The following is a 19,169-nucleotide window of genomic DNA, read 5'->3' on the forward strand; positions in this document are numbered from 1 at the left end:
GTACGGTGCTCTCAGGGATTGTTGGTGAATTTGGTTCAAAACCTCCTCAAGCGCGATGGAACCGGTTCGGGACCGTCGCGGATCCGGAAACGGCGAGGAGCGTGGAGCGATGGCACTGGATTTCCTGCGGCGCAAGTCGGGGCAGGCGGGCGGCGAGCCCGCAGGGAAGGCTGCCGGGGCCGGGGCGCCCGAGTTCAAGGCCAGTGCGGCCGGGCCGATGATCGCCTGGGGCGGCGCCGGCCGCGTGGCGTGGAGCCCGCGGGATACGGTTTCCCTGACCAAGCAGGGCTTTTCCGGAAACCCGGTGGGGTTCCGGTCGGTGAAGCTGATCGCCGAGGCGGCCGCTGCCCTGCCGCTGGTGCTGCAGGACCGGATGCAGCGTTTCGACGTGCATCCCGTTCTGGCGCTGGTCCAGCGGCCGAACCCGGCCCAGGGGCGGGCCGACCTGCTGGAGGCGCTTTATGCGCAGCTGCTCTTGTCGGGGAATGCCTATATCGAGGCGGTGGGCGGTGCCGACGGTGTGCCGGAGGAGCTTCATGTGCTGCGGTCCGACCGGATGAGCGTGGTGCCGGGGCCCGATGGCTGGCCGATGGCCTATGATTACGCTGTCGGCGGGCGGAAGCATCGGTTCGATGCCAGCGGTCAGCCGTTGCCCATATGCCATATCCGCAGCTTTCATCCGCAGGATGACCATTACGGCTTTGCGCCGCTGCAGGCGGCGGCGATGGCGGTGGACGTGCACAATTCAGCCTCTCGCTGGTCGAAGGCGCTGCTGGACAATGCGGCGCGGCCGTCGGGTGCGCTGGTCTGGAAGGGCGGCGACGGGCAGGGCTCCATGGCCGACGACCAGTTCCGGCGCCTGAGCGAGGAGATCGAGATGCACTATCAGGGGGCCCGGAATGCCGGGCGGCCGATGGTGCTGGAAGGCGGCCTGGACTGGAAGCCGATGGGGTTCAGTCCGTCGGACATGGAGTTCCAGAAGACCAAGGAGGCGGCGGCGCGCGAGATCGCGCTGGCCTTCGGGGTGCCGCCGATGCTCTTGGGGATCCAGGGCGACACGACTTACGCCAATTACCAGGAGGCCAATCGCGCGTTTTACCGCCTGACGGTTCTGCCGCTGGTCAGCCGGGTGACGGCGGCGCTTGCGGACTGGCTGTCGGCCTTTGCCGGGGTCGGGCTGGAGCTGAAGCCGGACCTGGACCAGGTGCCCGCGCTGGCGGCCGAACGCGATGCCCAGTGGGCGCGCGTGGCGGCGGCGGATTTCCTGACAGCGGGCGAGAAGCGGGCGCTGCTGGGCCTGCCGGCCGTGCCGGAGGGCGGGGTCGATGGGTGAACGGATCCCGACACAGGTGCTGGAGAGTTTCGAATGTGCGCCGGGCCTGCGGCTGAGTGCGCACGAGAAGCTGGCCGCGGTCCATCACGAGAACCTGTCGCGCCGGCTGGACCAGCTGGAAGCGGTGCTGGAGCGGCTGGAGAAGCGGATCTGGCTGACGGTCTATGGCGTCGTGGCCGTGATCCTGGCGCAGGCCTTCCAGTCGATCCTGGCGGCCGTGCCGCACCCCTGAAAAGCCAACAAGAAGGACAGGCAAATGCTTTTCCAGACAGAGACCGGGGCCGAATACGGGCTTGAGCACAAGTTCGCCCGCTTCGGCGACGGCATCACCATGACCGCCGAGGCCGAGATCGAGGGCTATGCCAGCTTGTTCGGCGAGACCGACCAGGGCGGCGACGTGGTCCAGAAGGGCGCCTATGCCGCGTCGCTGGCGCGGCTGGAGGCCGAGGGGCGGCGGGTGAAGATGCTGTGGCAGCACGACCCGGCCCAGCCCATCGGGGTCTGGGACACGGTGCGCGAGGATGCGCGGGGCCTCTGGGTCAGGGGGCGGCTGCTGGACGGCACCCAGCGGGGGCGCGAGGCCGCGGCGCTGGTCGCCGCCGGCGCCATCGACGGGCTGTCGATCGGTTATCGCACCCGGCGGGCCACGAAGAACGACAGGGGCCAGCGGCTTCTGACCGAGCTGGAGCTTTGGGAAGTGTCGCTTGTCACCTTCCCGATGCTGCCCAGCGCGCGGGTGGCGGCCAAGGGGGAGACGACCTCCGAGGCCGAGGACACCTTGCGCGAATTGGCGGCGGCCCTGACGGGCGCGCGGCTGGAACTGTCCCGCCGCTGAGGCGGGACCGATCGAGGACCCGAGTACAGGATACGCCGATGACGAAGACCGAAACCCCGGCCGCTGCCGGTCAGGGGGCACCGCTGCTGCGCGAAGTGAAAGAGGCCATGGCCGGTTTCGTGCAGGGCATGCGCGCCTTCCAGGACGACATCGAATCCAAATTCCAACAGACAGAAGAGCGACTGACTATGCTGGATCGCAAATCCCACTTCGCGGCGCGGCCGCAGCTTGCCGGCCCCACTGACCCGGCGGCCCCGCACCAGGCGGCCTTCGACGCCTATGTCCGCACCGGCGACGATGACGGGCTGCGCGGGCTGGAGCTGGACACCAAGGGCATGACTACGGCCGTGAATTCGGATGGCGGCTATCTTGTCGATCCGCAGACCTCGACCACGATCACGTCGATGCTGGAATCCTCGGCCTCGCTGCGGTCCATCGCGTCGGTGGTGAACGTGGAAAGCACGTCCTACGACGTGCTGATCGACCTGTCCGACGTCAGTTCCGGCTGGCAGACGGAGGCAGGCAGCGTCGCGGAAAGCGGCACGCCGCAGCTGGACCGGATCTCGATCCCGCTGCACGAACTGTCGGCCCTGCCGAAGGCGTCGCAGCGGCTGCTGGACGACAGCGCCTTCGATGTCGAAACCTGGCTGGCCGGTCGCATCGCCGACAAGTTCGCCCGGGCCGAGGCCGCGGCATTCGTCGCGGGCAACGGCACCGACCAGCCGCGCGGCTTCCTGGACCATACCATCGTGGCGGATGCGGCCTGGGCCTGGGACAAGATCGGCTATATCGCGACCGGCACCGCCGGGGGCATCGGCGACGGCGACGCGATTGCCGACGTGGTCTATGCGCTGGGGGCCGTCTATCGCGCCAACGGCACCTTCGTGATGAATTCGAAGACCGCGGGCCTGATCCGCAAGCTGAAGGACGGCGACGGCCGCTTCCTGTGGTCCGACGGCCTGGCCGCGGCGGAGCCGGCACGCCTGCTGGGCTATCCGGTGCTGATCGCCGAGGACATGCCCGATGCCGGCACCGACACGTTCCCGATTGCCTTCGGCGACTTCCGCGCGGGCTATACCATCGCCGAACGCCCGGACCTGCGCATCCTGCGCGATCCGTTCTCGGCCAAGCCGCATGTCCTGTTCTACGCGACCAAGCGCGTGGGCGGCGACGTGACCGACTTTGCCGCAATCAAGCTTCTGAAGTTCGGCACCTCGTAAGAGGTTCCGCACAAGGGGACGGCGTCATGCGCGCGCCGTCCTGACGGCGGGCGCGCGCCGACAGACCCTCCATGTTGTCTAGCTGCTCCCCTCCGTCCGAGCAACGTGGTGCGGTGTGCGTCCGTCCCCCTGATTGCCGTCGGCGGAGGACGGCGCCAAGCGACTGGACGGGGTCCGACCTTTCGGAGTGAAGCGATGATACTGAACGAAATCGAACCGATCCCGGACACCGCCCTGCCGGTCGACAAATTCCGGGCGCATCTTCGCCTGGGCACCGGCTTTGGCACCGAAAGCCTGCAGAACGAGGTGTTGCACGGCTTTCTGCTGGCGGCGATTGCGGCGGTCGAGGCGCGCACCGCGAAGGCGCTGATCCGTCGGGATTTCGAACTGGTGGTGACTGCCTGGCGCCATCCCGACGGGCAGGTTCTGCCGGTCGCCCCGGTGATGCAGATCTATTCGGTCGACCTGGAGGACGCGTCCGGCACGGCCGAGACGGCGGCGGCCAGTCTCTACAGGTTCGAACCCGACTTCCACAGCCCCTGCCTGCGGGCCACGGGCTATGACCTACCGCGGATCCCGACCGGGGGCCTGGCCCGCATCGCCTTTCGGGCGGGGCTGGCGGCCGACTGGGACGGCATGCCCGCCGACCTGGCGCAGGCGGTGATGATGCTGGCCGCACATTACTATGAAAACCGGTCCGATACGCGGCTGGACCAGGGCTGCATGCCCTTCGGCGTGACCAGTCTGCTGCAACGCTACCGGCCGCTGCGGATCTCGGTAGGGACCGGAAGATGAGCGCGCCCGCACCGCATCTGAACCGGCTTTTGACCCTGGATGGGCCGCTGCAGACGCCGGACAATTCCGGGGGGTTCATCGACGAATGGGTCGCCCTGGGCCAGCTCTGGGCCGAGGTGCGGCCGGGATCGGGCCGCGAGGCACGGGGCGTGGCCAGCGATCCCCTGTCGGTGGTCCACTACCAGATCGTCGTGCGCGGCGCGCCCTGGGGCAGCCCCGATCGGCCCGAACCGGGCCGGCGGTTCCGCGAAGGGACGCGCATCTACAGGATCCTGGCGGTGGCCGAACGCGATGCCAACGGCCATTACCTGACCTGCTTCGCGCAGGAGGAGCTGGCGAAATGACCTATGCGATCTCGCCCGCGCTGCAGCGCGCCGTGTTCCAGGCGCTAAGCGCCGATGCCGCCCTGACGGCGCTGGTCGGCACTGCCATCTATGACGCCGTGCCTTCGGGCGGGGTGCCCACAACCTTCGTCAGCCTTGGCCCGGAAGAGGTCGAGGACCGGTCCGATGCGACCGGGGCCGGCGCCGCCCATCGCTTCACCGTTTCGGTCGTCACGACCGAGGCCGGGTTCGAGGCGGCCAAGACCGTCGCCGCCGCAATCTGCGATGCGCTGACGGATGCAAGCCTGACCCTGACCCGCGGCCGGCTTGTCGGCCTCTGGTTCGAGCGCGCGGCGGCCAGCCGCGACGGCTCCAATGCCAATCGCCGGCGCGTGGACCTGCGGTTCCGCGCCCGCGTCGAAGACGACCAACCCGAATAGTGCTGGAGACCTGACATGGCAGCCCAGAACGGCAAGGATCTGTTGATCAAAGTGGACATGACCGGTGGCGGCGTGTTCGAAACCCTGGCGGGTCTGCGCGCGACGCGGATCAGCTTCAACGCGGAAAGCGTCGATGTCACCAGCCTGGAAAGCCAGGGCGGCTGGCGTGAACTGCTGGCGGGCGCGGGCGTCAAGTCGGCCTCGCTGTCCGGGTCGGGCGTCTTCCGGGATTCCACGACCGATGCGCGGGCCCGGGTGATCTTCTTCGACGCCGAAACCCCCGATTACCAGGTGATCATTCCGGATTTCGGTACGGTCGAAGGCGCGTTCCAGATCACCTCGATCGACTATGCCGGCACCCATAACGGCGAGGCGACCTATGAAATCTCGCTGGCGTCGGCCGGTGCGCTGACCTTTTCGGCGATCTGATCCGATGGCCAATCCTTGGACGGGGGAGGTGGCCCTGGTGATCGACGGGACACCGCGGGTGATGAAGCTGACGCTGGGTGCGTTGGCCGAGCTTGAGGCGAGCCTGGGCGAACAGTCGCTGGTCGACCTGGTGGAACGGTTCGAGCAGGGCCGCTTTTCCGCCCGGGACGTGCTGGCGCTGGTGCTGGCCGGGCTGAAGGGTGGCGGACAGCAGATCGACGCGGCCCACCTGGAGTCGGCCGAGATCGAAGGCGGGCCGATGGAAGCGGCCCGTGCCGCGGCCGAGCTTCTGGCCCGCGCCTTCACGCTGCCGCAGACGACATGACGGCCCGGCGGCTGGACTGGCCGGCGATGATGCGGGCGGGGATGCTCGGGCTGCGGCTGGACCCGGCCGCCTTCTGGCGGCTGACCCCGGCGGAACTGCGGCTGATGCTGGGGCACGGGGCGCAGGCCTCGCCCATGGGGCGGGCCGGGCTGGACGCGCTGATGGCGGCCTATCCGGACCTTCAGGAAGGAGATCCCGATGTGGGAGAAGTTTGACGAGCTGGAAGAACGCATCGATGCCCTGGGCACCAGCCTGGGCGGCACGTCGCAGATGGCGGCGGGCTTCGATGGCGAGCTGAAGCGGATCCGCGGCAGCTTCGAGCAGACCGGCAAGGAAATCGGCGGTGTCGAACGGGGCATGTCGAACGGGCTGCGCCGGGCTTTCGACGGGCTGCTGACCGACGGGATGAAGCTGTCGGACGCGCTGAAGACGGTGGCGGAATCGATGATCCGGTCGACCTACAACGCGGCCATGAAACCCGCGACCGAAGGGTTGAGCGGCTTTCTGGCCAAGGGCATCGGCAAGCTGGTGGGGGGCGTCTTGCCCTTTGCCGACGGCGCGGCCTTCGCGCAGGGCCGGGTTCTGCCCTTTGCCGATGGCGCCCCCTTCAGCCAGGGCCGTGTCGTGCCCTTCGCCGAAGGTGGCATCTTCTCGGGCCCGACGACCTTTCCGATGCGGGGGGCCACGGGCCTGATGGGCGAGGCGGGGCCGGAAGCGATCATGCCCCTGACCCGCGGACCCGACGGCAAGCTTGGGGTGCGTGCCTCCGGCGGCAGCGGTGGGGGTGGTGTCAACGTGACGATGAACATCTCCACCCCCGATGCCGGCAGTTTCCGCCGCAGCCAGGGCCAGATCGCGGCGCAGATGGGCCGCATGCTGGGCCGCGGACACCGCAATCGCTAGGGCGGCGGACCGGCGATGCCACGGCGCATCCCGGTCGCCGCCACCCCATGCCGGGGGCCGGATCCCCGGCATGACCAGTCGCTGACGGAAGGGACATCAGATGAGCTTTCACGACGTGCGTTTCCCGGCCAAGCTGTCCTTCGGTTCGGCCGGCGGACCGGAACGGCGGACCGAGGTGGTCACGCTGGCCAACGGGTTCGAGGAGCGGAATTCCCCCTGGTCCCATTCCCGCCGCCGCTATGACGCGGGCACCGGCCTTCGGGCGCTGGACGACATCGCCACCCTGATTGCCTTTTTCGAGGCGCGGCAGGGCCGGATGCATGCTTTCCGCTGGAAGGACTGGTCGGACTTCCGGTCCTGCGGGGCCACCGCCACGGTTGCCTGTACCGACCAGCCCATCGCCACCGGCGACGGTGCGACGGTGACCTTCCAACTGGCCAAGACTTATGTATCGGGCGTCTATTCCTATACCCGGCCCGTCACGAAACCCGTCGCCGGATCCGTCCGCGTGGGCGTGGACGGGGTGGAGCTGACGGACGGCACCGATTTCACCGTGGATGCCCTGACGGGAGAGATCCTGCTGGCCTCCGCGCCGGGCGTGGGGCAGGCGGTGACGGCGGGCTATGAATTCGATGTGCCGGTGCGCTTCGACACCGACTGGATCCAGGCGTCGGTCGCCAGCTTCCAGGCGGGCGAGGTGCCGAACGTCCCGGTGGTCGAGGTGCGCCTGTGATGTCCGCGCTGCCGCCCACCTTTGCCGCCCATGTCGCCACCGGCGCCACCACGATCTGCCGCGCCTGGGCGATCTTCCGGGTGGATGGCACGGTGCTGGGCTTCACAGATCACGACTGCACCCTGGATTTCGACGGCATCGCCTTCAAGGCAGATACCGGCCTGACGGCGATGGCGCTGCAGCAGTCGACGGGCCTGTCGGTCGACAATACCGATGCCATCGGCGCCCTGTCCGACGACGCGTTCCGGGCCGAGGATATCGAGGCCGGGCGGTTCGACGGGGCCGAGGTGAAGGCCTGGCTGGTGAACTGGCAGGACCCGTCGGTCCGCTGGCTGCAGTTCCGCGGCACGATCGGAGAGATCCGCCGCACCGACACCGCCTTCGAGGCCGAGTTGCGGGGCCTGACTCAGGCCCTGAACCGCAAGCTGGGGCGTGTCTTCCAGAAGCCCTGCACCGCCGTGTTGGGCGATGCTGCCTGTGGCGTCGACCTGGACCTGCCGGGCCTGTCGGACATCCGCCCGGCCGAGGTGGTCGAAGACGGCCGGGTCTTCCGCTGGACCACCTTTCCGGCGCCCGAACAGGGCTGGTTTTCCCGCGGCAAACTGTCGGTCACTTCCGGCCCGGCCACGGGCCTGTCGGGGCTGATCAAGGAAGACAAGATCAACGGTGCGTCGCGTACGGTCACCCTGTGGGAACCGCTCCGCGCGGCGGTGTCACCGGGGGACACGATCCGGCTGGATACCGGCTGCGACAAGCGGATGGAGACCTGCCGGACCAAGTTCGCCAACCTCGCCAACTTCCGCGGCTTCCCGGATCTGCCGGGCGAGGACTGGGTGGCGGCCGTCCCGCGTTCCGGCCCCGGCAACACGGGTGGGAGCCGCCGGGGATGAGCCAGCACGAGCCCGTGGACGGCAGCACGGTCTGTATCGGCGGTCCGGCGTCCGAGCTGGTGCATCGCGCCCGCGTCGTGGCGGCGGCGCGCGCCTGGCTGGGCACGCCCTATCGCCACCAGGCGGCGACTCTGGGCGCGGGCGCCGATTGCCTGGGCCTGATCCGTGGCGTCTGGCGCACGCTTCACGGCGACGAACCCGAAGCGATCCCGGCCTATTCCATGGACTGGTCCGAACCCCAGGGCGAAGAACGCCTGTGGGCCGCCGCCCTGCGTCACCTGAAGCCCGCCGAAGGGCCGCTGAGACCCGGGCAAGTGATCCTGTTCCGGATGCGCGAGGATGCGGTGGCCAAGCATCTGGGCATCCTGTCCGCCCCCGAACCAGATCCTTCCTTCATCCATGCCTACAACCGCCGGGGCGTCGTCGAAAGTGCGCTGTCCCAGCCGTGGCGCCGCCGTATCGCCGCCCGTTTCGAATTCCCGCAGGAGGCCCGCCCATGACCACGATCGTCCTGTCCGCCGCCGGTGCCGCCCTTGGCGGATCGCTTGGCGGCACCATCGCCGGGATCTCGACCGCGGCCCTTGGCCAGGCCGTGGGTGCGATGGTCGGCCAGTCCATCGACCAGCGCATCCTGGGCGCCGGCGCCGAGGCGGTGGAGGTCGGTCGCGTTGACAACTTCCGTTTCACCCGGTCGGCCGAAGGCGGCGCCGTGCCGCTGACCTTCGGGCGCACCCGGATCGGCGGGCAGGTGATCTGGGCCAGCCGTTTTCTGGAAACTGCCACGACCTCGGGCGGCGGCAAGGGCCGGCCCGCCCAGCCCCGGACCACGCGCTATTCCTATTCCGTGTCCATGGCCGTGGCGCTTTGCGAGGGCGAGATCGCGGGCGTCGCCCGTATCTGGGCCGACGGGACGGAAATCACGCCGACCGACCTCAACATGACTGTCTATCCCGGGACCCAGGACCAGGCCCCCGATCCGCTGATGGAGGCGGTCGAAGGCGCGGGCAACGTCCCCGCCTATCGCGGCACGGCATACGTGGTGATCGAGGAGATGGACCTGGGCCGGTTCGGAAACCGGGTCCCGCAGCTGTCGTTCGAGGTGGTGCGCGCCGAACAGGCCAATGCCCCGGGCTTTGCGAATGACCTGACGCAGATCGTGAAGGGCGTGGCGTTGATCCCCGGCACCGGGGAATTTGCGCTGGCCAGTTCCACCGTCTACTATTCCGACGGGCCGGGCAGCCAGTGGCCGGCGAACATCAACTCGATCCTCGGCAAGACCGACCTTGTCGCGTCGTCGGACACGCTGGCCGCCGAATTGCCGGGGGTGGAGACGGCGTCGCTGGTCGTGTCGTGGTTCGGCAACGACCTGCGCTGCGGGTCGTGCACGGTGAAGCCCAAGGTCGAAAAGCGCACCTATGAAGGGGCGAACATGCCCTGGACCGTGTCCGGGCTGGATCGTCCCAACGCCGACGAAATCGCGACCATCGACGGCCGCCCCGTCTATGGCGGCACGCCCGCGGATGCCAGCGTGGTCGAGGCCATCCGCCACCTGCAGGGGCAGGGCAAGCGGGTGATGTTCTATCCTTTCGTGCTGATGGAACAACTGGCGGGCAACACCTTGCCCGACCCCTGGACCGGCGCCACCGGCCAGCCGCCCCTGCCATGGCGCGGGCGGATCACGCTGTCCATCGCCCCGGGCGAAGCCGGGTCCCCCGATGGCACGTCGGCGGCGGACGCGCAGGTCGAAGCCTTCTTCGGCACGGCTGTCGCCTCCGACTTCTCCATCGGCGATGGCACCGTCACCTATACGGGCCCCGGCGAATGGAGCCTGAGCCGCTTCATCCTGCACTACGCGGCCCTGTGCGCCGCCGCCGGCGGGGTCGAGGCGTTCTGCATCGGGTCCGAATTCCGATCCCTGACCCAGATCCGCGGCGCCGCCGGGTTCCCGGCGGTTCAGGCGTTCCGCGCGTTGGCGGGCGAAGTCCGTGCGCTGCTGGGAGCGGGGACCAAGATCGGCTATGCCGCCGACTGGTCGGAATATTTCGGCTATCAGCCGCCAGGGACGGGGGACCGGCTGTTCCACCTCGATCCGCTCTGGGCCGATCCGCAGATCGACTTCATCGGCATCGACAACTACATGCCCCTGTCCGACTGGCGGGACGGGCAGGACCACGCGGATGCCGGATGGGACTGGATCTACGACACCGCCTATCTGGAGGCCAATATCGAGGGCGGCGAAGGGTACGACTGGTTCTATGCCACTGACGCCGACTGGGCGGCGCAGACGCGTACGCCGATCAGCGACGGGGCTTATGGCGAGCCGTGGATCTGGCGCTACAAGGACATCCGCAACTGGTGGGAAAACGCCCACCACGACCGCGTGGCCGGCGTGAGATCCGCCACCGCCACCGCGTGGGTCCCGCAGTCGAAGCCGGTCTGGTTCACCGAACTGGGTTGCGCGGCGGTGGACAAGGGCACGAACCAGCCCAACAAGTTCGTCGATCCGAAATCGTCCGAAAGCTCCCTGCCGCGCGGGTCGACCGGCCAGCGCGACGACACGATCCAGATGCAGTACCTGAAGGCGATGCTTGGGTACTGGGGCAAGGCCGCGAACAACCCGGTCTCGCCCGTCTACGGCGCGCCGATGATCGACCTGTCGAACGCCTATGTCTGGTCGTGGGACCTGCGGCCCTGGCCCGATTTCCCGAACAAGCGCGGCTTGTGGAGCGACGGAGCCAACCATGCCCGCGGCCACTGGCTGAACGGGCGGGCCGGGGCGCGGTCGCTGGCCTCTGTCGTGGACGAGCTCTGCCGCCGGTCGGGGGTGATGGATGCCGATGTGTCCAGACTTTACGGCGTGGTCCACGGCTTCGTCCTGGATAATGTCAGCGATGCGCGCGCGGCGCTGCAGCCCCTGATGACGCGCTATGCCTTCGACGCGGTCGAACGGGGCGGCGTCCTGTCCTTCCGCCATCGGACCGGCGTCGCGGGGGCCAGCCTGACACCCGCCGACATGGTACGCGAGGACGACGACAAGGGCGTTCTGGAACGGATCCGCGGTGCCGGGGCCGAAATGGCAGGCCGCGTCCGCGTCCGGTTCCCCGAGGCCGGAAGCGACCATTCCGTCATCGCCGAGGAAGCGGCGCTGGCAGACGATGCCACGCTGTCCGTCACGTCGACCGATCTGCCCCTGTCCATGTCCCGTGCCGAAGGCCGACAACTCGCCGAGCGCTGGCTGGCCGAGGCGCGTGTGTCCCGCGACACGGCCCGGTTCTCGTTGCCGCTCTCGCGGCTGGCGCTGGGCGCGGGCGACGTGGTGGACGTGGCGGGCGAGGGGCTCTTTCGCATCGACCGCGTGGAACAGGGCACCCATCAGCAGATCGAGGCAGTGCGCGTCGAACCCGATATCTATCGCCCTGCCGACTATCCCGACGATGCGCCTCTGCGCCCGGCCTATCAGGCGCCGGCGCCGGCGGTGCCGCTGTTCCTGGATCTGCCGCTGATGACGGGGGACGAGGTGCCTCATGCGCCCCACATCGCGGTCACCGGCCGCTTCTGGCCCGGGACGGTGGTGGTGCAGTCCAGCGACGACGATTCTGGTTACGTGGTGGATGCATTGGTGGAGACGGCCTCGACCGCCGGCCTGACTCGGACAGCGCTGCCGAAGGGTGTGCATGGGCTGTGGGATCGCGGAGCGGGGGTCGAGGTTCGGATGATCGCGGGCACCTTGTCGTCCGCGTCCGAAAGGAAGGTGCTGGGCGGCGCGAACCTGGTCGCCATCGGCGACGGCACGCCCGGCGGGTGGGAGCTAATGCAGTTCCGCGAGGCCGAACTGATCGCTGCGGACACCTGGCGCCTGACCGGCCTTCTGCGGGGGCAGGCGGGGACGGATGCGGTGATGCCGCACGAATGGCCCGAAGGGTCCTGGGTCGTTGCGCTGGACCTGGGCCCGGTGCAGCTGCCGCTGACGGCGGCCGACCGCGGGCTGGACCGCCACTATCGCGTCGGCCCGGCGGCAAAACCCCTGTCGGACCCGTCCTATGTCCATGTCGAACAGGCCTTCGACGGTATTGGCCTGCGCCCCCTAAGCCCCTGCCACCTGCGGCTGACGCAGGCGGGTGGCGATGTGGTGGCCGGCTGGATCCGCCGCACCCGCATCGATGGCGACGCCTGGGGCAAGGGCGACGTCCCCCTTGGAGAGGAGCGCGAGGCCTATCTGGTGCAGGTCCTCGACGGCACCACGGTGCTGCGCGAGGTCGAGGTGACGGATCCGACCTGGACCTATACCGCCGCCGACCGCGCGGCGGATGCGGCCGGACCGGGTGCAGCGATCGCGGTGGCGCAGATCTCGGCCCGGTTCGGTCCGGGGCCGGCGGCTGTGGCGGCTCTGCCATAGCCTGTGGATAAGTGACGTGTGTCGCGCCTGTTTCGTTCGCTTTTAACGATGTCTAAGGGGACCGGGCGCATACTGGTCCTGCCACTAAAAAGGAGGTTCCGCATGCGTCCCGTCCTTCACGGCGATGTCAGCTGCGCTGCTCGTGCCCTCTATGCAGTTCCCGAAGTGTTCCGCGTTCCCCTGGGGGTGCGCCTGATCCGCGAGGCCGAGGCCGCCGACCGTTTCGTCCAGCGCAACAATGCGCTGCACCCGTTCTGGGGCAACGGCTCGCTGATGTCGGCGGCCCGGGCGCATGTGCTGGCGGACGAACCCGGTTTCGACGATCTGGATTACTGCGCCTGTTTCGAACTGGTGCTGCAGGTCCTGGCCGACCACCTGGGCCGATAATCCTGCAGCGGCGCCCCGCAACGTCTGTGACTTGGGGCACGAAGGGTGGCCTTGCGGCGCGGGCGGGGAGCGCTGGGATCGCGCCTATCCAAGGCACAGCAACTCGAACGCTTGTCTTGCCATCTCGTATCTCGCATCGCTGGAAGAGAAGAACTCTTCGGCGATGAATTCGACGAGGTCATAGGTGTATTCGATCCGGATGCTGTCGTTTCCGTTGTTTTGAAACGACTCCATCCAGACTGCCGCGCCGTCACGAGGTGCCCCGGCGTTCTCGTACAACTGCGCCACGGCCTCTGCTTCCTTGCTTTGGCTTGAGATTTAGTGGCGCACCTGGCTTTCCTGGAAATCGGCGTCGCCGATGAAGAAGCTGCAGTCGCCGGGGTCGTCCTGAGCGCCCGAAGGGGGCGGGGCCGGCATGGCGAAATAGACCGTTGCCGCATTCTCGTCCATCTTCAGGTCCACGCTCTTGATGGCGTGTGTCGTGCTGCTGATTTCAAGAGATTTTTCAAGCGTTTCGGTGAATTTCGTGTCGTCGCGCACATCGTCGTAGATCATGCCCGCACCCAATACTGCCGCGAAGGTCGCGCCGAAGACGGCCGGGCCGATGGCATTCCGCCAGATGGCCGCCCGTCATCCGTGGCTCTTTTTCGTGCCCTGATACCGCCATTGCCTCTGAACCCAGGCCTCTCCGCAAGGCTAAAGGCGGATTTACCGCGGAAAAAACACTTCTAGGGAGAGTATCGCCCCTCCTTCTTGAAGAGCAAACAGAGAGAGAGAGACAGGCGCGCGGTGTCGCGGGTGTTCTCGGGGGCATTCCGAACCGCGATTCACCGCATCACGGATTTGCGTTTGGCAGGAAACCGACTACATGCCTATCCTGCCCGCAAGAAAGGGAGGCTGCCATGCCCGAGAGAAAGACCAGTATCGCGCCCGTCGACCCGGTCTGGGACCGCGTGACGCGCGAAGCGGAAGAGGCGGTTCGGCGCGAGCCGCTGATGGGCGGGCTGATCCACGCCTGCATCCTCCACCACCACAAGATCGAAAAGGCGCTGAGCTATCGCATCGCAGCCAAGCTGAGCTCGAACGAGATGTCGATGGTGATCCTGCGCGAGATCGCGGAGGAAGCCTACGAGAACGATCCGTCGATCGTCGAGGCGGCCCGGGCCGACCTGATGGCGATCTACGAACGCGACCCGGCCTGCCACCGGCTGCTGCAGCCGCTTTTGTACTTCAAGGGCTACCAGGCGGTGCAGGCCTATCGCGTGGCGCACTGGCTGTGGAAGAAGGGCCGTTACGACCTGGCCTATTTCCTGCAAATGCGGATTTCCGAGATCTTCGGCGTGGACATCCACCCCAATGCGAAGATCGGCAAGGGGATCATGATCGACCACGCCCATTCCATCGTCATCGGTGAAACGGCGGTCGTGGGCAACAATGTCTCGATGCTGCATTCGGTGACACTGGGCGGGACCGGCAAGGAAGACGAGGACCGTCATCCAAAGGTCGAGGACGGCGTTTTGATCGGGGCCGGGGCGAAGGTGCTGGGCAATATCCGCATCGGCCATTGCAGCCGGATCGCGGCCGGGTCCGTGGTGCTGAAAGAGGTGCCGCCCTGCAAGACCGTGGCGGGCGTGCCGGCCAAGATCGTGGGCGAAGCGGGGTGCGACAACCCCTCTGTCTCGATGGATCAGCTCTTCGGCGAACGCTAGTCCGGACGGCGTTTCGAAACGCTTTCCCCGGCGCGCATTCGCGCGCCGATCATGCGCGTTTCAAAGCAGATTGTGCGGGCCTGAGATCCGCGCAACATGCCGGCTGCAAGGCCGGCTTTTTCATGTGCGCCCCGTCGGACAAGAAAAAAGCCGCTTTGAAAGCGGCTTTCGCGCGGGCCGGTCGGCCCGCGCCCTGGGACGGAACCTTGACCGTCAGGCCAGCATGACCATCGGGCTTTCCAGGTTGTCCTTGATTGCCGCCAGAAGCTGGGCCCCCAGCGCGCCGTCGATGACCCGGTGATCGACCGACAGGGTCACGGACATGACCGTGGCCACCGTCAGTTCGCCGTCCTTGCCCACGACGGGTTTCTTCACGCCCGCACCGACCGCCAGGATGGCCCCATGGGGCGGGTTGATGACTGCGTCGAAATTGTCGATTCCGAACATGCCGAGGTTGGAAATCGCGAAGCTGCCGCCCTGGTATTCATGCGGCGCCAGCTTGCGGTCGCGCGCACGGGCGGCCAGGTCCTTCATTTCGGACGACAGCGCCGACAGCGACTTGGTGTCGGCATCCTTCAGCACGGGCGTGATCAGGCCGCCGTCGATGGCCACGGCCACCGCGACGTCGGACGGGCCCATCTTCAGGATCCGGTCGCCGGCCCAGACGGCATTGGCATCTTCCACCTGCTGCAGCGCCAGCGCGCAGGCCTTGATGACGAAGTCGTTGACCGACAGCTTCACGCCGCGCCCGTCCAGCTGCTTGTTCAGGTCGCCCCGGAACTTCAAGAGCGGGTCCAGCATGATGTCGCGCCGCAGGTAGAAATGCGGAATGGTCGACCAGGCTTCGCCCAGACGGGTCGCGATGGTGCGGCGCATTCCGTCCAGCTTGACCTCCTCGTAATCCCGACCCTCGTAGAGCTTCAGGATCTGTTCGGTCGACGGACCCTTCGGCGCCGCGGCTGCGGCCGGGGCCGCAGAGGCAGCCGGCGCGGATGCAGCGGCAGGTTTCGGTGCGGCCTGTGCCGCCTCGACATCCGCCTTCACGATCCGGCCGTGCGGGCCCGTGCCCTTGATCGCGGCCAGGTCCAGCCCCTTGTCGGCCGCGATGCGGCGGGCGAGGGGAGAGGCGAAGATGCGTTCCCCCGATGCCGACGCAGGCGCGGCGGGTGCGGGTTTGGCAGGTGCCGAAGCACTGCCGGCCTCGGCGGAGCCCCCTGCAGGGGCCGCCTTCTCGGCCGGTGCATCGGCCTTGGCCGCTGCCGGCGCACCTGCGGACGCCGATCCGATATCGGAGGCGGACTCGCCTTCCTCCAGCAGGACCGCGATGGGCGCGTTCACCTTCACGCCCTCGGTCCCTTCGGCCACCAGGATCTTGCCGATGACGCCTTCGTCAACGGCTTCGAATTCCATCGTGGCCTTGTCGGTCTCGATCTCGGCGATCAGGTCGCCGGACGAGACTTTATCGCCTTCCTTCACCAGCCATTTGGCCAGTGTGCCCTCTTCCATCGTGGGCGAGAGGGCGGGCATCAGGATCTCGATTGTCATCGTTCGTCCCTCAATATTTGAATGTCGGTTTGGAAGCAGCGGCTTGCTCTTCCTGCTCGACGCAGAAACTCAACATTTCGTAGCTGCCCGGTCCCCCGAAGCTGGCCACCTGCGTGCAATGAGCCCGAACGTTAGAAGAAATGGCATCCCAGCGAGCTTTCAGGCTGTTATAGGCAGTCTGTTCTTGCCGAACGCAGAAGTTGTACATTTCGCTGCTGTAGGTTCCGCCTGCACCCGCAATCTCATTGCAGTGCGCCTCGACATCGAACCGGACAATCTCTGCAAAGGCAGGACTGCAAAGAACGAGTGAAGTGGCAAGCGGCAGGCGGAACATGTCAGATCTCAGCGATACGTTACTTTCTTCACCGCCTCGATCACCTCTTCCGCGCTGGTCAGCGCCAGCTTTTCGAGGTTGGCGGCATAGGGCATCGGCACGTCCTTGCCCGTGACGTTGATCACGGGCGCGTCGAGCCAGTCGAAGGCTTCCTGCATCAGGACGGACGAGATGTAGGACCCGACCGACCCCTGGGGCCAGCCTTCCTCGACCGTGACGCAGCGGTTGGTCTTCATCACCGAATTGATGATCGTGGCGGTATCCATGGGGCGCAGGGTCCGCAGGTCGATGACCTCGGCCGAGATGCCCTCTTCCGCCAGCTTTTCCGCCGCTTCCAGCGCGAACTGCATCGAGATGCCGAAGCTGACGATCGTCACGTCCGTGCCTTCGCGCCAGACCCGGGCCTTGCCGAAGGGAATGGTGAAATCGTCCAGGTCCGGCACATCGAAGGAATGGCCGTACATGATCTCGTTTTCCAGGAAGACCACCGGGTTCGGATCCCGGATCGCGGTCTTCAGCAGGCCCTTCGCGTCGGCCGCGGAATAGGGCATCGCAACCTTCAGGCCGGGGATCTGCATGTACCAGGCGGCATAGTCCTGGCTGTGCTGTGCGCCGACGCGGGCAGCCGCGCCCGAAGCGCCGCGGAACACGATGGGCGAGTTCATCTGGCCACCGGACATGTAATGCGTCTTGGCGGCAGAGTTGATGATCTGGTCGATCGCCTGCATCGCGAAGTTGAAGGTCATGAACTCGACGATGGGTTTCAGGCCGCCGAAGGCTGCGCCGACCGCGATGCCGGTGAAGCCGTGTTCGGTGATCGGCGTGTCGATCACCCGCTTGGGCCCGAATTCGTCCAGAAGACCCTGGCTGATCTTGTAGGCGCCTTGGTATTCGGCAACTTCCTCGCCCATCAGATAGACGTTTTCATCCGCCTTCATCTCTTCCTGCATGGCAGAGCGCAGCGCCTCGCGGACGGTCATCTTCTTCATCGCGGTGCCGTCGGGCCAGTCGGGCGACAGGTCCACCTTGGGCGCCGCCGGGGCGGACGCGGCCTTGGCGGGCGCGGCTTCGGCCGTCTTTTCCTCGGACGCAGCCGGGGCCGGGGCAGGGGCGGCGGCGCCCGCTTCGGGCACGTCTTCGCCTTCCTCGACCAGGATCGCGATCAGGGCATTCACCTTCACGCCCTCGGTCCCTTCGGGCACGACGATCTTGCCCATGATCCCTTCATCGACCGCCTCGAATTCCATCGTGGCTTTGTCGGTTTCGATCTCGGCGATCACGTCGCCGGACGACACGGTGTCGCCTTCCTTCACCAGCCATTTGGCCAGCGTGCCTTCCTCCATCGTGGGGGACAGGGCGGGCATCAGGATTTCGGTTGCCATGGCTCAAGCCTCCCTTACGCGTAGATGTCGGTCCAGAGTTCCTCGAGCGCGGGCTCGGGGCTCTCCTTGGCGAAATCGGCCGCCTCGTTGATGATGTCCTTTACGTCCTTGTCGACCGATTTCAGGTCGTCCTCGGACGCGAAGCCGCCGTCGATCAGAAGCTTGCGGACATGGTCGATGGCGTCGTGCTCTTCGCGCATCTTCTGGACCTCGTCGCGGGTCCGGTACTTGGCCGGATCGGACATCGAATGCCCGCGATAGCGATAGGTCATGACTTCCAGGATATAGGGGCCTTCGCCCGACCGGCAGTGGGCCACGGCGCGCAACCCGGCCTCTTTCACGGCCAGGACGTCCATGCCGTCGACCATCTCGCCGGGGATGCCGAAGGCCTCGCCGCGGGTGTGGATGTCCTTGGAGGACGTCGCCCGCGCTTGCGAGGTGCCCATGGCGTAGCGGTTGTTCTCGATCACGAAGATCACCGGCAGTTTCCACAGGGCCGCCATGTTGAAGGTCTCGTAGACCTGGCCCTGGTTGGCCGCGCCTTCGCCGAAATAGGTCATCGTGACCCGGTCGCCACCGGTGTATTTCTGGGCAAAGGCCAGACCGGCGCCCAGCGGCACCTGCGCGCCGACGATGCCATGGCCGCCATAGAACTCCTTTTCCTTGGAGAACATGTGCATGGAGCCGCCCTTGCCCTTGGAATAGCCGCCCTCGCGCCCGGTCAGTTCCGCCATGACGCCCTTGGGGTCCATCCCGCAGGCGATCATGTGACCGTGGTCGCGATAGGAGGTGATCCGCCGGTCGCCGTCTTCCATCGCGGCTTCCAGGCCGACGACGACGGCCTCCTGCCCGATGTAGAGGTGGCAGAACCCGCCGATCAGGCCCATGCCGTAAAGTTGGCCCGCCTTTTCCTCGAATCGACGGATCAGGAGCATCTCGCGGTAGAACTCCTTGAGTTCGTCCCCCGAAACTTCCGGTTTCTTGGTGTTCTTTCGGGTGGTCATGGCCGCAGACTCCCCCTGGCTGGAAATAGTTTAGCGTTAAACTACCTCATAGCGGATTTGTAGCCGCATGACGAGGTCCAATCTGCCGCGGTCCGCAGAAGACGAACACAGCGGCAATCGCGCACGCCGTCCGGGAATTGACGGGGCGGTTTGGGGGATGTCTTAATCGGGGGTGGACGTGCACCC

23 protein-coding genes are annotated in these 19,169 nt (G+C 67.0%); 17 read left to right on the top strand and 6 right to left on the bottom strand.

What is annotated here, in order from left to right:
- Positions 1 to 109 precede the first annotated feature (109 nt).
- From FQK05_RS14100 to FQK05_RS14175, 16 genes are all read left to right on the top strand, one after another.
- Positions 110 to 1,333 (top strand): phage portal protein, encoded by a 1,224-nt coding sequence (locus FQK05_RS14100; RefSeq protein WP_158967897.1) that lies wholly within the window; start codon positions 110 to 112, stop codon positions 1,331 to 1,333.
- Positions 1,326 to 1,565: a GTA head formation protein, RCAP_rcc01685 family gene (locus tag FQK05_RS14105; protein WP_158967899.1), complete on the top strand. Its 240-nt coding sequence runs from the start codon at positions 1,326 to 1,328 to the stop codon at positions 1,563 to 1,565. The genes FQK05_RS14100 and FQK05_RS14105 overlap by 8 nt, the downstream gene beginning before the upstream one ends.
- Positions 1,566 to 1,589: 24 nt before the next feature.
- Positions 1,590 to 2,168 carry an HK97 family phage prohead protease gene (locus tag FQK05_RS14110; protein WP_158967900.1) on the top strand — a complete coding sequence of 193 codons (579 nt, stop codon included), beginning with the start codon at positions 1,590 to 1,592 and terminating at the stop codon, positions 2,166 to 2,168.
- A gap of 38 nt (positions 2,169 to 2,206) precedes the next feature.
- On the top strand, positions 2,207 to 3,388 hold the full coding sequence (locus tag FQK05_RS14115; protein ID WP_158967902.1) for a phage major capsid protein: 1,182 nt from the start codon (positions 2,207 to 2,209) through the stop codon (positions 3,386 to 3,388).
- A 195-nt stretch (positions 3,389 to 3,583) separates the two neighbouring features.
- On the top strand, positions 3,584 to 4,183 hold the full coding sequence (locus FQK05_RS14120; protein WP_158967904.1) for a head-tail connector protein: 600 nt from the start codon (positions 3,584 to 3,586) through the stop codon (positions 4,181 to 4,183).
- A complete protein-coding gene (locus FQK05_RS14125) occupies positions 4,180 to 4,527 on the top strand; it encodes a head-tail adaptor protein (RefSeq protein WP_158967906.1) in 348 nt (115 codons plus the stop codon). The genes FQK05_RS14120 and FQK05_RS14125 overlap by 4 nt, the downstream gene beginning before the upstream one ends.
- Positions 4,524 to 4,946: a DUF3168 domain-containing protein gene (locus FQK05_RS14130; protein WP_158967908.1), complete on the top strand. Its 423-nt coding sequence runs from the start codon at positions 4,524 to 4,526 to the stop codon at positions 4,944 to 4,946. Before FQK05_RS14125 ends, FQK05_RS14130 begins: the two co-directional genes overlap by 4 nt.
- 15 nt (positions 4,947 to 4,961) lie before the next feature.
- Positions 4,962 to 5,375, top strand: coding sequence for a phage major tail protein, TP901-1 family (locus FQK05_RS14135; protein WP_158967910.1), 414 nt, complete (start codon positions 4,962 to 4,964; stop codon positions 5,373 to 5,375).
- Positions 5,376 to 5,379: 4 nt separating this feature from the next.
- Positions 5,380 to 5,700 carry a gene transfer agent family protein gene (locus tag FQK05_RS14140; protein WP_158967912.1) on the top strand — a complete coding sequence of 107 codons (321 nt, stop codon included), beginning with the start codon at positions 5,380 to 5,382 and terminating at the stop codon, positions 5,698 to 5,700.
- Positions 5,697 to 5,915: a rcc01693 family protein gene (locus FQK05_RS14145; RefSeq protein ID WP_158967914.1), complete on the top strand. Its 219-nt coding sequence runs from the start codon at positions 5,697 to 5,699 to the stop codon at positions 5,913 to 5,915. The genes FQK05_RS14140 and FQK05_RS14145 overlap by 4 nt, the downstream gene beginning before the upstream one ends.
- The gene (locus FQK05_RS14150) at positions 5,899 to 6,603 is read left to right on the top strand and encodes a phage tail tape measure protein (protein ID WP_158967916.1); all 705 of its coding nucleotides are present in this window, start codon (positions 5,899 to 5,901) and stop codon (positions 6,601 to 6,603) included. Before FQK05_RS14145 ends, FQK05_RS14150 begins: the two co-directional genes overlap by 17 nt.
- A gap of 100 nt (positions 6,604 to 6,703) precedes the next feature.
- Positions 6,704 to 7,336 carry a DUF2460 domain-containing protein gene (locus FQK05_RS14155; protein ID WP_158967918.1) on the top strand — a complete coding sequence of 211 codons (633 nt, stop codon included), beginning with the start codon at positions 6,704 to 6,706 and terminating at the stop codon, positions 7,334 to 7,336.
- Positions 7,336 to 8,226 (top strand): DUF2163 domain-containing protein, encoded by an 891-nt coding sequence (locus tag FQK05_RS14160; protein ID WP_158967920.1) that lies wholly within the window; start codon positions 7,336 to 7,338, stop codon positions 8,224 to 8,226. The genes FQK05_RS14155 and FQK05_RS14160 overlap by 1 nt, the downstream gene beginning before the upstream one ends.
- Positions 8,223 to 8,726, top strand: coding sequence for a C40 family peptidase (locus tag FQK05_RS14165; protein WP_158967922.1), 504 nt, complete (start codon positions 8,223 to 8,225; stop codon positions 8,724 to 8,726). The genes FQK05_RS14160 and FQK05_RS14165 overlap by 4 nt, the downstream gene beginning before the upstream one ends.
- Positions 8,723 to 12,622, top strand: a complete 3,900-nt coding sequence (locus FQK05_RS14170; RefSeq protein WP_158967924.1) for a baseplate multidomain protein megatron — start codon at positions 8,723 to 8,725, stop codon at positions 12,620 to 12,622. Before FQK05_RS14165 ends, FQK05_RS14170 begins: the two co-directional genes overlap by 4 nt.
- A gap of 102 nt (positions 12,623 to 12,724) precedes the next feature.
- Complete coding sequence (locus FQK05_RS14175) at positions 12,725 to 13,009, top strand: DUF7742 family protein (RefSeq protein ID WP_158967926.1); 285 nt, start codon at positions 12,725 to 12,727, stop codon at positions 13,007 to 13,009.
- An 84-nt stretch (positions 13,010 to 13,093) separates the two neighbouring features.
- Here FQK05_RS14175 and FQK05_RS14180 read toward each other — a convergent pair whose 3' ends face one another.
- Entirely contained in the window at positions 13,094 to 13,297 is a 204-nt protein-coding gene (locus FQK05_RS14180; RefSeq protein ID WP_158967928.1) for a hypothetical protein, read from the bottom strand.
- A 30-nt stretch (positions 13,298 to 13,327) separates the two neighbouring features.
- The gene (locus tag FQK05_RS14185) at positions 13,328 to 13,564 is read right to left on the bottom strand and encodes a hypothetical protein (RefSeq protein ID WP_158967930.1); all 237 of its coding nucleotides are present in this window, start codon (positions 13,562 to 13,564) and stop codon (positions 13,328 to 13,330) included.
- 347 nt (positions 13,565 to 13,911) lie between these two features.
- Between FQK05_RS14185 and cysE the strand changes: the two genes are divergently transcribed.
- The gene (gene cysE / locus FQK05_RS14190; protein ID WP_158967932.1) at positions 13,912 to 14,718 is read left to right on the top strand and encodes a serine O-acetyltransferase; all 807 of its coding nucleotides are present in this window, start codon (positions 13,912 to 13,914) and stop codon (positions 14,716 to 14,718) included.
- A gap of 213 nt (positions 14,719 to 14,931) precedes the next feature.
- On the opposite strand, the gene FQK05_RS14195 is transcribed toward cysE, so the two are convergent.
- The 4 genes from FQK05_RS14195 to pdhA are packed head-to-tail and all read right to left on the bottom strand — an operon-like array spanning position 14,932 to position 18,983.
- On the bottom strand, positions 14,932 to 16,263 hold the full coding sequence (locus FQK05_RS14195; protein ID WP_158967934.1) for a pyruvate dehydrogenase complex dihydrolipoamide acetyltransferase: 1,332 nt from the start codon (positions 16,261 to 16,263) through the stop codon (positions 14,932 to 14,934).
- Positions 16,264 to 16,273: 10 nt separating this feature from the next.
- Positions 16,274 to 16,597, bottom strand: coding sequence for a hypothetical protein (locus FQK05_RS14200; RefSeq protein WP_158967936.1), 324 nt, complete (start codon positions 16,595 to 16,597; stop codon positions 16,274 to 16,276).
- 8 nt (positions 16,598 to 16,605) lie between these two features.
- The gene (locus FQK05_RS14205; protein ID WP_158967938.1) at positions 16,606 to 17,979 is read right to left on the bottom strand and encodes a pyruvate dehydrogenase complex E1 component subunit beta; all 1,374 of its coding nucleotides are present in this window, start codon (positions 17,977 to 17,979) and stop codon (positions 16,606 to 16,608) included.
- A 14-nt stretch (positions 17,980 to 17,993) separates the two neighbouring features.
- The gene (gene pdhA / locus FQK05_RS14210) at positions 17,994 to 18,983 is read right to left on the bottom strand and encodes a pyruvate dehydrogenase (acetyl-transferring) E1 component subunit alpha (protein WP_158967940.1); all 990 of its coding nucleotides are present in this window, start codon (positions 18,981 to 18,983) and stop codon (positions 17,994 to 17,996) included.
- Positions 18,984 to 19,169 lie beyond the last annotated feature (186 nt).

This window comes from Chachezhania sediminis, from assembly GCF_009765275.1.
Classification (GTDB): Bacteria; Pseudomonadota; Alphaproteobacteria; order Rhodobacterales; family Rhodobacteraceae; genus Chachezhania; species Chachezhania sediminis.

Excerpts from the sequence above, each read along its gene's own strand:
- FQK05_RS14110 (WP_158967900.1), top strand. The coding sequence starts at position 1,590 with ATGCTTTTCCAGACAGAGACCGGGGCCGAATACGGGCTTGAGCACAAG.
- FQK05_RS14105 (WP_158967899.1), top strand. The coding sequence starts at position 1,326 with ATGGGTGAACGGATCCCGACACAGGTGCTGGAGAGTTTCGAATGTGCG.
- FQK05_RS14205 (WP_158967938.1), bottom strand. The coding sequence starts at position 17,979 with ATGGCAACCGAAATCCTGATGCCCGCCCTGTCCCCCACGATGGAGGAA.
- FQK05_RS14115 (WP_158967902.1), top strand. The coding sequence starts at position 2,207 with ATGACGAAGACCGAAACCCCGGCCGCTGCCGGTCAGGGGGCACCGCTG.
- FQK05_RS14125 (WP_158967906.1), top strand. The coding sequence starts at position 4,180 with ATGAGCGCGCCCGCACCGCATCTGAACCGGCTTTTGACCCTGGATGGG.
- FQK05_RS14175 (WP_158967926.1), top strand. The coding sequence starts at position 12,725 with ATGCGTCCCGTCCTTCACGGCGATGTCAGCTGCGCTGCTCGTGCCCTC.
- pdhA (WP_158967940.1), bottom strand. The coding sequence starts at position 18,983 with ATGACCACCCGAAAGAACACCAAGAAACCGGAAGTTTCGGGGGACGAA.
- FQK05_RS14140 (WP_158967912.1), top strand. The coding sequence starts at position 5,380 with ATGGCCAATCCTTGGACGGGGGAGGTGGCCCTGGTGATCGACGGGACA.
- FQK05_RS14145 (WP_158967914.1), top strand. The coding sequence starts at position 5,697 with ATGACGGCCCGGCGGCTGGACTGGCCGGCGATGATGCGGGCGGGGATG.
- FQK05_RS14150 (WP_158967916.1), top strand. The coding sequence starts at position 5,899 with ATGTGGGAGAAGTTTGACGAGCTGGAAGAACGCATCGATGCCCTGGGC.
- FQK05_RS14185 (WP_158967930.1), bottom strand. The coding sequence starts at position 13,564 with ATGATCTACGACGATGTGCGCGACGACACGAAATTCACCGAAACGCTT.
- FQK05_RS14165 (WP_158967922.1), top strand. The coding sequence starts at position 8,223 with ATGAGCCAGCACGAGCCCGTGGACGGCAGCACGGTCTGTATCGGCGGT.
- FQK05_RS14120 (WP_158967904.1), top strand. The coding sequence starts at position 3,584 with ATGATACTGAACGAAATCGAACCGATCCCGGACACCGCCCTGCCGGTC.
- FQK05_RS14170 (WP_158967924.1), top strand. The coding sequence starts at position 8,723 with ATGACCACGATCGTCCTGTCCGCCGCCGGTGCCGCCCTTGGCGGATCG.
- FQK05_RS14130 (WP_158967908.1), top strand. The coding sequence starts at position 4,524 with ATGACCTATGCGATCTCGCCCGCGCTGCAGCGCGCCGTGTTCCAGGCG.
- FQK05_RS14100 (WP_158967897.1), top strand. The coding sequence starts at position 110 with ATGGCACTGGATTTCCTGCGGCGCAAGTCGGGGCAGGCGGGCGGCGAG.
- FQK05_RS14155 (WP_158967918.1), top strand. The coding sequence starts at position 6,704 with ATGAGCTTTCACGACGTGCGTTTCCCGGCCAAGCTGTCCTTCGGTTCG.
- cysE (WP_158967932.1), top strand. The coding sequence starts at position 13,912 with ATGCCCGAGAGAAAGACCAGTATCGCGCCCGTCGACCCGGTCTGGGAC.
- FQK05_RS14135 (WP_158967910.1), top strand. The coding sequence starts at position 4,962 with ATGGCAGCCCAGAACGGCAAGGATCTGTTGATCAAAGTGGACATGACC.
- FQK05_RS14200 (WP_158967936.1), bottom strand. The coding sequence starts at position 16,597 with ATGTTCCGCCTGCCGCTTGCCACTTCACTCGTTCTTTGCAGTCCTGCC.
- FQK05_RS14160 (WP_158967920.1), top strand. The coding sequence starts at position 7,336 with ATGTCCGCGCTGCCGCCCACCTTTGCCGCCCATGTCGCCACCGGCGCC.
- FQK05_RS14195 (WP_158967934.1), bottom strand. The coding sequence starts at position 16,263 with ATGACAATCGAGATCCTGATGCCCGCCCTCTCGCCCACGATGGAAGAG.